The organism is Pseudomonas sp. GW822-FHT04C11, assembly GCF_058800905.1.
The window spans coordinates 171,929-182,935 of sequence record NZ_JBXAMS010000013.1; the positions used below are offsets into that span (position 1 = coordinate 171,929).

Annotated in this window: 10 protein-coding genes; 6 read left to right on the forward strand and 4 right to left on the reverse strand. The window is 59.1% G+C overall.

Annotated features, from left to right (window positions below; all coding sequences use genetic code 11):
- The first annotated feature begins 257 nt into the window (after positions 1-257).
- Together selD and mnmH are read left to right on the forward strand one after the other, a co-directional pair.
- Positions 258-1,292 (forward strand): selenide, water dikinase SelD, encoded by a 1,035-nt coding sequence (gene selD / locus AC1RJ3_RS20880; RefSeq protein ID WP_054593107.1) that lies wholly within the window; start codon positions 258-260, stop codon positions 1,290-1,292.
- The gene (gene mnmH, locus AC1RJ3_RS20885; RefSeq protein ID WP_493080250.1) at positions 1,292-2,389 is read left to right on the forward strand and encodes a tRNA 2-selenouridine(34) synthase MnmH; all 1,098 of its coding nucleotides are present in this window, start codon (positions 1,292-1,294) and stop codon (positions 2,387-2,389) included. The genes selD and mnmH overlap by 1 nt, the downstream gene beginning before the upstream one ends.
- 46 nt (positions 2,390-2,435) lie before the next feature.
- Here the strand turns inward: mnmH and AC1RJ3_RS20890 are convergent, their stop codons facing one another.
- A complete protein-coding gene (locus AC1RJ3_RS20890; RefSeq protein ID WP_347927330.1) occupies positions 2,436-3,491 on the reverse strand; it encodes a permease in 1,056 nt (351 codons plus the stop codon).
- A 91-nt stretch (positions 3,492-3,582) separates the two neighbouring features.
- Positions 3,583-4,257: a hypothetical protein gene (locus tag AC1RJ3_RS20895; protein ID WP_054593104.1), complete on the reverse strand. Its 675-nt coding sequence runs from the start codon at positions 4,255-4,257 to the stop codon at positions 3,583-3,585.
- A 329-nt stretch (positions 4,258-4,586) separates the two neighbouring features.
- On the opposite strand from AC1RJ3_RS20895, the gene AC1RJ3_RS20900 reads away from it, so the two are divergent.
- The 3 genes from AC1RJ3_RS20900 (at position 4,587) to hemB (ending at position 7,313) form a co-directional block, all read left to right on the forward strand.
- Positions 4,587-5,285: a glutathione binding-like protein gene (locus AC1RJ3_RS20900; protein WP_054593103.1), complete on the forward strand. Its 699-nt coding sequence runs from the start codon at positions 4,587-4,589 to the stop codon at positions 5,283-5,285.
- Positions 5,286-5,332: 47 nt separating this feature from the next.
- Positions 5,333-6,175 (forward strand): PhzF family phenazine biosynthesis protein, encoded by an 843-nt coding sequence (locus AC1RJ3_RS20905; protein WP_493080253.1) that lies wholly within the window; start codon positions 5,333-5,335, stop codon positions 6,173-6,175.
- Between the two features lie 163 nt (positions 6,176-6,338).
- Complete coding sequence (gene hemB / locus AC1RJ3_RS20910; protein ID WP_019689616.1) at positions 6,339-7,313, forward strand: porphobilinogen synthase; 975 nt, start codon at positions 6,339-6,341, stop codon at positions 7,311-7,313.
- Positions 7,314-7,332: 19 nt separating this feature from the next.
- On the opposite strand, the gene AC1RJ3_RS20915 is transcribed toward hemB, so the two are convergent.
- Positions 7,333-8,862, reverse strand: coding sequence for an FAD-dependent oxidoreductase (locus AC1RJ3_RS20915; RefSeq protein WP_493080255.1), 1,530 nt, complete (start codon positions 8,860-8,862; stop codon positions 7,333-7,335).
- A 145-nt stretch (positions 8,863-9,007) separates the two neighbouring features.
- On the opposite strand from AC1RJ3_RS20915, the gene AC1RJ3_RS20920 reads away from it, so the two are divergent.
- Entirely contained in the window at positions 9,008-10,105 is a 1,098-nt protein-coding gene (locus AC1RJ3_RS20920; RefSeq protein WP_054593100.1) for a DUF1615 domain-containing protein, read from the forward strand.
- 37 nt (positions 10,106-10,142) lie between these two features.
- On the opposite strand, the gene AC1RJ3_RS20925 is transcribed toward AC1RJ3_RS20920, so the two are convergent.
- Positions 10,143-10,802 carry a methyltransferase family protein gene (locus AC1RJ3_RS20925; RefSeq protein ID WP_493080257.1) on the reverse strand — a complete coding sequence of 220 codons (660 nt, stop codon included), beginning with the start codon at positions 10,800-10,802 and terminating at the stop codon, positions 10,143-10,145.
- Between the last annotated feature and the right edge of the window lie 205 nt (positions 10,803-11,007).

Here is an 11,007-nt window from a genome sequence, read left to right on the forward strand (position 1 = left end):
TGTTCGTGCAGTGGTTGGCCGAACGTGAGCGCTCATGTAGTGATCGGGCGTTCACGTGACTGACGCAAACGTTTGCATGTTGCGGACCAACTTGGAACAGACGATTGAAATAAAGGGAGATTTTGTGAATTAGCTGACGTTTTGGTTAGCAATTTGCTCCCTTGGCGAGCGTGTCTGCTCGAAAGCGGGGCAGGCTCTGCCAGCGCTTGCGCCGTGCTCTGTTAGAATTGTTGAACTTGAATTCCAGAGGTGCCCCCATGAGCGAGCCGATTCGCCTGACCCAATACAGCCACGGCGCAGGTTGTGGCTGCAAGATTTCACCTCAGGTGCTGGAGGTGATTCTGGCCGGCAGCGGCGCGCAGAATCTCGACCCTAAGCTCTGGGTGGGTAATGCATCGCGCGACGATGCGGCGGTGTATGCCATCGACGACGAGCGTGGCGTGGTGTCGACCACCGACTTCTTTATGCCGATTGTCGATGATCCGTTCGATTTCGGCCGCATTGCCGCCACCAATGCCATCAGCGATATCTACGCGATGGGCGGCGATCCGTTGATGGCGATTGCGATCCTTGGCTGGCCGGTCAACGTGCTGGCGCCGGAGATTGCCCGGGAAGTGATTCGCGGCGGCCGTTCGATCTGCGATGAGGCGGGTATCCCATTGGCCGGCGGGCACTCGATCGATGCGCCGGAGCCGATCTTCGGCCTGGCGGTCACCGGGCTGGTGCAAAAGCGCCACATGAAGCGCAACGACACGGCCACCGCCGGTTGCTTGCTGTACCTCACCAAACCGCTGGGCATCGGCATCCTCACCACCGCCGAGAAGAAGGGCAAGCTGCGCGCCAGCGACGTCGGCCTGGCCCGTGACTGGATGTGCACACTGAACAAACCCGGTAGCCGTTTCGGCAAACTCGACGGCGTGACCGCCATGACCGACGTCACCGGTTTCGGGTTGCTGGGGCATCTGGTGGAGATGGCCGATGGCAGCGGCGTGACCGCGCGTATTGATTACGACCGCGTGCCACGTTTGCCGGGTGTCGAGTACTACCTCGATCAAGGCTGCGTGCCGGGCGGTACCCTGCGTAATTTCGACAGCTACGCCAACAAGGTCGGACGCATACAGGAATTGCACAAGCGCGTACTGTGCGATCCGCAGACCAGCGGTGGTTTGCTGGTTGCCGTGACGCCCGAGGGCAACGAGCAGTTTCTTGCCGTTGCTGCCGAATTGGGCCTGAACCTGGCGCCGATCGGTGAACTGGTTGAGCGACAGAGCAACGCGGTAGAGGTGATTTGATGCTTATCGATTTCACTGATTACCGCGACATCTTCCTCAACGACCGGCCGATGATGGATGTCCGCGCGCCGGTCGAGTTCACCAAGGGGGCGTTCCCTGGGGTGATCAACCTGCCGCTGATGACGGACAATGAGCGCCAGCGGGTCGGCACTTGTTACAAACAGCACGGTCAGCAGGCCGCCATTGTGCTCGGGCATCAGTTGGTCTCGGGTGAGATCAAGGCGGCGCGCATCCAGGCCTGGGCTGATTTTGCCCGGGCCAATCCCGACGGTTACCTGTATTGCTTTCGCGGCGGTTTACGTTCGCAGATCGTCCAGCAATGGCTCAAGGACGAGGCGGGCATCGACTACCCTCGGGTTGGTGGCGGCTACAAGGCGATGCGGACTTTCCTGCTGGAAACGGTCGATCAGGCCGTCGAACAGTGTGATTTCGTGTTGCTCGGCGGCATGACCGGCACCGGCAAAACCGATGTCCTCACCCAATTGAGCAATGGTCTGGACCTTGAAGGTTACGCCAACCATCGCGGTTCCAGCTTCGGCAAGCGTGCGACCGGTCAACCCGGCAACATCGACTTCGAGAACCGCCTGGCGGTGGACGTGCTGAAAAAGCGTGCCCGTGGCATTGAACAGTTCGTGCTCGAAGATGAAAGCCGTATGGTCGGCAGTTGTGCCTTACCGCTGCCGCTGTATCAGGGCATGCAACGTTTTCCGATGGTCTGGCTCGAAGACAGCCTGCAAGACCGGGTCGAGCGGATCCTGCGCGATTACGTGGTGAATCTCTGCGCCGAATTCATCGCTGTGTATGGCGACGAGGGGTTTGCACAGTTCTCCGAACGTATGCTGGCAAGCCTCAACAACATCAGCAAACGCCTGGGTGGCGAGCGTCATCAGCGCATGTTCGATTTGATGGAGGCCGCGTTGGCCGAGCAGGCACGCAGCGGTGCAGTGGACTTGCACCGTGGCTGGATCGAAGGTTTGCTGAACGAGTATTACGACCCGATGTACGCCTTCCAGCGCGAGAAGAAAGGCGACCGAATCGAGTTTGTGGGGGAGGAGGCTGCGGTGCTTGAGTATTTGCGTGAGCGCGGTAATCGTTAAGATCGAGACGCAAGCGCTGGTTAACACCAGCGCCTGCAATCCCCGTTTAAAGCACCATCGCGCCGATCAGGCCGCAGATCACGCCAACCAGCATGGTCAGCACGGCTACGGTTACCAGCACCCGGGTATCGAAATCCTTGCGCAGCATCAACAGCGACGGCAGGCTGATGCTCGGCAAGGTCATGAGTAGCGCCACGGCCGGTGCGGTGCCCAAACCCAGGGTCATCATGGTTTGCACAATGGGGATTTCCGCGGCGGTGGGAATCATGAACAGTGTGCCGACGATGGCCAGCGGTATCAGCCATAGCAAACTGTTGGCCATTGCGCCGTCCACATGCGGGAACAGCCAGACCCGGGCAGCGCCCAGAACCAGGACTGCCAGCACGTAGATCGGAATAGTGGTCCAGAACAATTGCCACAAGGTCCGCGCCCAGCGGCTCAGAAAGGGTTGTGCGTCGGTTGTGCGGGTCGCTTCGGCCACTGCTTCCAGCGCCGCCTCCGGCATGTAATCGGGTCGCGAGATGCGTTGGGCGACCAACGAAACACCCAGCACCAGCACAATTCCCGCCACCAGCCGCAGTGCGGTAAAGCCCCAGCCGAGTACGAAGCCCATGAACACCAGCGTTGCCGGGTTGAGTACCGGGTTGGCAATCCAGAATGCCAATGCCGCCCCCACCGAGACGTTCTGACGGCGCATGCCGGACACCACGGGCGCGGCGCAGCAGGTGCACATCATGCCTGGCAAGGCGAACAAGCCACCGCGCAAGGTCGAAGCAAAACCGGCACGGCCGAACAAGCGCAGCAGCCAGTCTCGCGGAATCAATACCTGCAACAGCGAACCCAGGATCACCGCCAGTACGGCCGCTTTCCAGATCGCCAGGAAGTACACCTTGGCGTACACCAGTGCAGCGGCGAGCGGTGAGGTTTGTTCATCGTTGAGGATGGAGGCGCCGATGCTGTGGCTGTCGGCAGCCACGAATGCCTTGAGGTAGTAGGGCGACCACTTGACGTAGTAGAGGCCGATACAGGCAACCAGCAGGAACAGGGCGGGTTTCCACCAGAGCGCCAGGCCCCGGTTGGGGACCGCTAAGGAGTTGGACATACAGAGGCTCCGGACAATTAGGACAGTGGGGCATCATACTCCAGTGCAGTTTAGTCCAGAGGCCCGGAAACGGTGGGCACACGCCGACCCGTTATGTGGGACACGTCTGCGGGCCGTTGTTCAGCTCTTGCTTGTAACGATGACTGAGCAAGGTGGCCTTGCCGTTGTGCCAGGTCAGAGTCAGCACATACAGCGAGTCGAAATCGTTGGATGGCCAGTCATCGAGAAGGGCGCGTTTTTCACCGGTGGCCTCTTCCGCCACCTTGTTGATCAACTCCGGCAGATAGCCGTGGGACCAGGCCGTGTAGATGATCGAGTTGCGGTACTTGGCGTGAAGTAGCTCGTCGGCCAGTTCGCTGATGTCGTTGGCCGAAAATTCGATGTTCACCGGCAGCCCGAGTTTGATTGCGGTGGGGCTGATGGTCAGCAGGGGGCGGAGGTAGCTGTAGGAGTTGTTGAACTCGCCTTCCTCGACGTTGCGTGTCGGATTGGCGGCAAACACGTAATTGGCTTTGCCGAACTTTTCTGGCAGTAGCTCTGCCAGTTTGATCGCGCGGTTCAGGCCCTGGCAGTTCAGCTGGCCGAGACCTCCGGCGGGCTTTTCTGCATGGCGCAAGAACACCAGGGTCTGGGTGCCGTCAGCCGGTTGGGCGCGGGTCTCACTGGCTTCCAGCGCCAGGAACAGGACGCAGGTCATGAGCAAGGCCGCACAAAACACCAGGGGGCGCGGCTTCAGGGTTTTAACGAAGTTCAGGTGCTTTTTCATTGAGTTATTATTCTTCAGCGCATTCGTTTAAGGCTGACAAAACATCACACCGGAAGCTCGCGGCTTCAAAGTGCTTTTCATGTCGTGGGGTCGATTCGTCTAACGCAAGGGCAGCCTTGGAGTCCACGTGCGCCCTTTGGTTCGATTCGAATCGGCGCGCATTACTTTATCTGCGGAGCGGGTTGGCTGACCGGAAGGTTATCGACAGAATGTTTCTGAATTAACCTGGCCCCATCAGCGTCGTGCTTATAATCTAACCGCCTTGAAGGCCGGGCATCTGCCGCGACCAGCCCCCATCACCGCCATTCAACTGTCACTGGATGTTCACCATGACCGATTTGTCTGCATTCCCGATTACTGAGAAATGGCCTGCGCAGTTTCCCGAGTGGATACAGCTCTATTCGTTGCCGACACCCAACGGTGTCAAAGTCTCGATCATGCTCGAAGAAACCGGCTTGCCTTACGAGCCGCACCGGGTGGGTTTCGATACCAATGATCAGTTCTCTCCAGCATTCTTGTCACTGAACCCCAACAACAAGATTCCGGCGATCCTGGACCCCCACGGGCCGGGTGATCAGCCACTGGCATTGTTCGAGTCCGGAGCGATTCTGATCTACCTCGCCGACAAAAGCGGGCAACTGCTGGCGCAGGAATCGGCCGCACGTTACGAGACGATTCAGTGGTTGATGTTCCAGATGGGTGGCATCGGACCGATGTTTGGTCAGTTGGGCTTTTTCCATAGATTTGCCGGCAAGGACTACGAGGACAAGCGCCCGCGTGACCGCTACGTCGAAGAGAGCAAGCGTTTGCTTAAAGTGCTCGACGGTCGCCTGGAAGGCCGCGACTGGATCATGGGTGAGCGTTACACCATTGCCGATATCGCGACGTTCCCGTGGGTGCGAAACCTGATCGGTTTCTATGAGGCGGGGGATCTGGTCGGGATCAACAACTTCCCGAACGTATTGCGCGTGCTGGAGCGCTTCCTGGCACGGCCGGCAGTGATTCGCGGGCTGGAAATTCCCAAGTGACGGCAAGCGTCACGACTCCATGATTTAGCCCGGCTTAAGGAAGAGCAATGCCTCGATACGACTTCAAACAGGTGGACGTCTTCAGCCGTGTTGCACTGAAGGGCAACCCGTTGGCCGTGGTCTTGGGGGCTGACGAACTGAGTGACGAACGCATGGCGGCGTTTGCGACCTGGACCAACCTCAGCGAAACCACCTTCTTGCTGGAGCCCGGCGATTCGCGGGCCGATTATCGAGTCCGAATCTTCACCACCTTGCAGGAGTTGCCGTTTGCCGGTCATCCGACCCTGGGCAGTTGTCATGCCTGGCTGGAGGCCGGTGGCATTCCCAAGGGTGAGGAGATCATTCAGGAGTGTGGCGTTGGCCTGGTGCGAATCCGCCGCCGTGGCACCGACCTGGCGTTCCTCGCACCACCGTTGCTCAAGTCCGGCCCGCTGGATGTGGCACTGGTGGAGCGGGTGCGCCTTGGGCTCGGGCTGGAAGCCGGTGCGATTATTCGGGCGCAATGGGTTGATAACGGTGCTGGCTGGTTGGCCGTGATGCTCGCCGAGCGTGAGCAAGTGCTGGCGCTGCAACCCGATCATTCACAGATGCTCGGGCTGGCGATCGGTGTCATTGCGCCGTGGCACCCCGAACGTGATGGCGACGAGGCCCAGTTTGAGGTGCGCGCGTTCATTTCCGGGGACGGCATGCCCGAAGATCCGGCCACCGGCAGCTTGAATGCCGGCGTTGCCCAATGGTTATTGGCCGAGGGGTTGGCGCCGGATTTTTACGTGGTCAGCCAGGGCCTGACCATGGGCCGCGCCGGGAGAATTCAGGTCGAGCGGATTGGCGCTGACATCTGGATCGGCGGCTCGGTCGTGACCTGTATCGACGGCAGCTTGAACCTGTAACGCTGGCGAGCTTCTTGACCGTTGCTCGCCGCCAAACTGTTACCGAATCGGAAATAAACTGTTCTTCAACTTACGTTTGTGTCGACGTGGGAGAGGGGCATAAGCTCCCTTCCTTTATGACTTTCGTCTTGTCCAGGCCGTTGGCCTCCTGCCAGGAAAACCCATGTCCAGCCAGTTCCCCGAAGCTCGTCCACGTCGTTTGCGTCGCAATCCGCAGTTGCGCAGTCTGTTCCAGGAAACCGAGTTCACCCTCAATGACCTGGTGCTGCCGATCTTTGTCGAAGAAGAAATCGACGATTTCGTGCCGATTACCAGCATGCCCGGCGTGCGGCGGATTCCGGAGTCGAAACTGGCAGGCGAAATCGAACGCTATGCGCGGGCGGGCATCAAGTCGGTAATGACTTTCGGGGTCTCCCATCACCTGGATGGCAGCGGCAGCGACACCTGGAATGAAAACGGTCTGGTGTCGCGTATGGCACGGATCTGCAAGGACGCGGTGCCGGAGATGATCGTGATGTCCGACACCTGTTTTTGCGAGTACACCGATCATGGTCACTGTGGGGTCATGCATGCGGGGGAAGTCGATAACGACAAGACCCTGATCAATCTCGGCAAGCAAGCTGTCGCCGCTGCACGGGCCGGGGCCGACGTGATTGCGCCTTCAGCGGCAATGGACGGGCAGGTCCAGGCGATTCGCCGGGCGCTCGACGAAGCCGGCTTCAGCCAGACTTCGATCATGGCCTATTCGACCAAATTTGCCTCGGCGCTCTATGGCCCGTTCCGTGAAGCCGGTGGCAGTGCGCTCAAAGGCGATCGTAAAAGTTACCAGATGAACCCGATGAACCGTCGTGAAGCAGTGCGCGAATCGTTGCTCGATGAGCAGGAAGGCGCTGATGCGCTGATGGTCAAGCCGGCTGGTGCATATCTGGACATCATCCGTGATATCCGCGAAGCGTCGCGTTTGCCGTTGGCGGCCTATCAGGTGAGTGGCGAATACGCGATGATCAAGTTCGGTGCCGCCGCCGGTGCGATCGATGAGGACCGTGTGGTGCGCGAGAGTCTGGGGGCGATCAAGCGGGCGGGCGCGGACCTGATCTTCACCTACTTTGCGATGGACCTGGCGTTGAGCGGCATCTAAGCCGCCGGGCGTTCCATTGTTACCAGAGGAACGGTTTGATCCCGTGGTCCCGGAAGTAACGCTCGATGACTTTCGGGTCGGCGGACAGGTCGGCGACGGCCACATAACTGTCGGGCCTTAATAGATAGAAGCCATTGCGCGCCAGCCCGGCGGCTTCGTGGGTCGGATGCCAGTCGAAAACGTGCAGTGCCAAGTGATGCTCGGCGCACCAGGCGAGCATTTCTTCGCTGGTGTCGCCGTATACGTGAACCTGCCAGTTGAGGCTTGTCAGGCTGTCGAAATTATCGGTCTCGCTGTCATGCGCCCAAGGCAGGCGATCACCGCCAAAAACATGGCCGGCGTGGCCTTCGCTCAGAGGCATCCCGCGATAATTCAGGGTGATTTGCGACACCGTACGAAACAGATACTCGCGCGCCAATTCAAATGAGACCATTTTGGGTAGCAGGAACGGTGCAATGCGGGTGCGTATCACGTCGGCCATTGCGCCTTCGGCGGAGACGAAATTGAACACCCGGTCGGTGGTTGCCACCAGTCGCCGGGCAAAGGCCATGCGTTCGACTTCATAACTGTCGAGCAGTTTGTCGTTGGCTGCTCCATTGAGAACGGCAGCGAGTTTCCAGGCGAGGTTGATCGCGTCGCCAATACCGGTGTTCATACCCTGGCCGCCGGCGGGGCTGTGCACATGGGCGGCGTCACCGAGCAAAAAGGCGCGCCCGAAGCGGAAGGTGTCCGCTACCCGGTGATGGACCCGGTAGGTCGAAAACCAGTTGACCTTGTTTACCTGAACTTTCAGGTGCTCGATGGCCCGACTACTGACGTCTTCAAACTTGAGGGTTTCAGCCTGTTCCGCGCGTTCATCGCGCACTGTTCCGATCAACCGTGCACGGCCTTCGCCAGCCAGCGGAAAAACCGCCAGAAAGTCGGCTTCATCCAGATCCACATGCAGTTCACCATTGAGCGCCAGACCTGAGGCTTCGACGTCGGCGACATAAAACACTTGCTGGTAGGTGCCGCCGGGAAAGCCGATGTCGAGTGCCTTGCGCACGGTAGAACGAGCGCCGTCACAACCCGCCAGGTAGCAGGTCTGACAGGTATGTTCCTGGCCGTCGGGCAGGAGCAACTGCGCGGTAATGCTGCCGCCATGTTCGGTGAAACCAATCAGCTCGGTGTCGCGCTCGACCACCACGCCCAACTGCTCCAGGCGTTCGATCAACAGTCGCTCGTGCTGGTCCTGCGGGAACATTTCCAGAAACGAGTAAGGGGTCAGGTCCTTGCCGATATCCTCGAACGGTAACCGCGCCACTGGTTCGCCTTTGACCCACAGATTGACTGCCGGTACTTTGTGGCCGTTCTGCACCACGGCTTGGCTGAGGTCGAGCTGGCGGTACAATTCCAGCGTCCGTGCCTGAACCGCCAGGGCGCGAGAAGTGGTGCCGGGTGCGCTGGTCTTGTCGAGTATGCGCACCCGGACTCCAAGCTTGCTGAGCCACAGCGCCAGGACCAGTCCTGTGGGGCCGGCGCCAACGATCAGTACATCGCTGCGGTTCATGTCGTTGCCCTCGGTCGAGAGTCCCGCTGAACAGGGGTGTATCCAGTTTAGATCCGATTGACCGAGGTGCTTGCATCCTCCGATGCAATGGTTCAAGAAGCGATATCCTCGGCGGTCAGAGCGCTTAAAAGGACCCATGTAAAAAATGCGATCCCATCGATTGATCATGAGTGTAGTTACGTTGTTGCTATTGGCCGGCTGCGCGAATCAGGCTGCTCGGCAAGCGGCTCAACCGACGCCCGTACAGGTGAAAGCGCAGATTGCCCGTTTGTTGCCGAGCAGCACCGCAGACCGTGAAGGTTGGGCCGCCGACATTTATGCAGCGTTTGCGGCACAAACGATCCCGCCCACCACGCAGAACCTGTGTTCGGTGCTGGCGGTAACCGAGCAGGAGTCAACCTTTCAAACCGACCCGACAGTGCCGGGGCTGGGAAAGATCGCCCGAGATGAAATCGATCGACGTGCTGCCAGGGCACACATTCCCGATCTGTTGGTGCGCGGAGCCTTGCAGGTCAGCTCAACCAATGGCAAAAGTTACAGCGAGCGCTTGAATGCGGCGCGCAGCGAGAAGGAACTCAGCGCGATATTCGACGATTTCATCGGCCGGGTGCCGATGGGCAAAACACTGTTTAGTGGTTTCAATCCGGTGCATACCGCTGGCCCGATGCAGGTCAGTGTCGCGTTTGCCGAGCAGCACGCACAGCACTATCCCTATCCGGTAGACAGCTCGATTCGTCATGAGGTGTTCAGTCGCCGTGGCGGCATGTACTTCGGCATTACACATTTGCTTGGCTACCCAGTGAGTTACCACCAAGCGTTGTACCGCTTCGCCGATTTCAATGCCGGTTGGTACGCCAGCCGCAACGCCGCGTTTCAGAGTGCGCTCAATCACGCTTCGGGAAGCAGTTTGGCACTGGATGGTGATCTGATCCGCTACGACTCGATCATGCCCGGCACGACGGAATTGGCGGTTCGCGCGTTGGGTAAACGGCTGGACATGCGCAATACGACGATCAGGGACCAGCTGGAGCTGGGGAACCGCCTGGAATTTGAAGACAGCAAGCTATATAAGAAGGTGTTCGAACTGGCGGAAACGGCTGAAGGCAAGCCGCTGCCCAGGGCAATCCTGCCGGGTATCCAGTTGCAAAGCCCGAAAATCACTCGAAAGCTCACCACGGCCTGGTTCGCCAAGCGTGTCGATGAGCGTTATCAGCGCTGCATGGCGCGTGCTTCGGCGGAGTAGAGGTAAGCGTTGGCTGTGCAAGCACCGGGCGCTGATCTCAGTAGAGCCCGGGGATGAGCCGCCAGGTCTTGGCACAGTAAGCGTCATACTCGGCACCAAACTCACTGCGCAACAGGTCTTCTTCGGCGTTTATGCGAGCAATGAGGGTTGGGAGCAGCAGGAGGACGAGCACGATCCCGACACTGGAGCGAAAGGCCAGCGCCCAACCCAGCGCGTTGATCAATAAACCGAGATAACTCGGATTACGCAGCCTTCGGTAGATACCGTCAGTCACCAGCGTATGCCCAGGTTGAATGGCGACCAGGCCGCTGAAGCGTTTGCCAAGTACGAACACGGGCCAGATCCGCAACGCGCCGCCCGCAATGAATAGTGCTGCGCCAACCCAGCGTATGCCTTCGCCATCAAGGGTCCAGAAGTCCATTCGGTCGGTATAGGCCGGAATAAACGCGGACAACACGCCAATCACCCCAAATACCGGTAGCACCCAACGGTTGGCCCGGTCTTCACGTACCCCGGAGTTCAAGTTGGCTTCGGTGAGCAACGAAGCTCCCACCATCGCCAGCGTCGCAAGGGCAATGATCATCAGGGCTGGATGCGAGAGAAACGCAGCAAAGCCACCCAGTCCCAGAATGGCGAGCCCGAGATAGACCAGAACTGCTGCAATGCTGAACACGGCCAGCTTCAGGGAGATCTTCATGGCGGGGGTGCTCGTTGAATCGTCTCTATATAAGCGTAGTGGGGTCAGGCTGATTACGGTGCCTGATCGGCCGCTTTCACCCGTCAGGATAGAAAAACTAAATTAAGTATTGACGGCAGATTCTGGACGTCTATAATTCGCCCCACTTCCGGCGCAGTCGAAACGGAAAACTCCTTGGTAAACAAAGAGTTACGCAGTTTTCGAC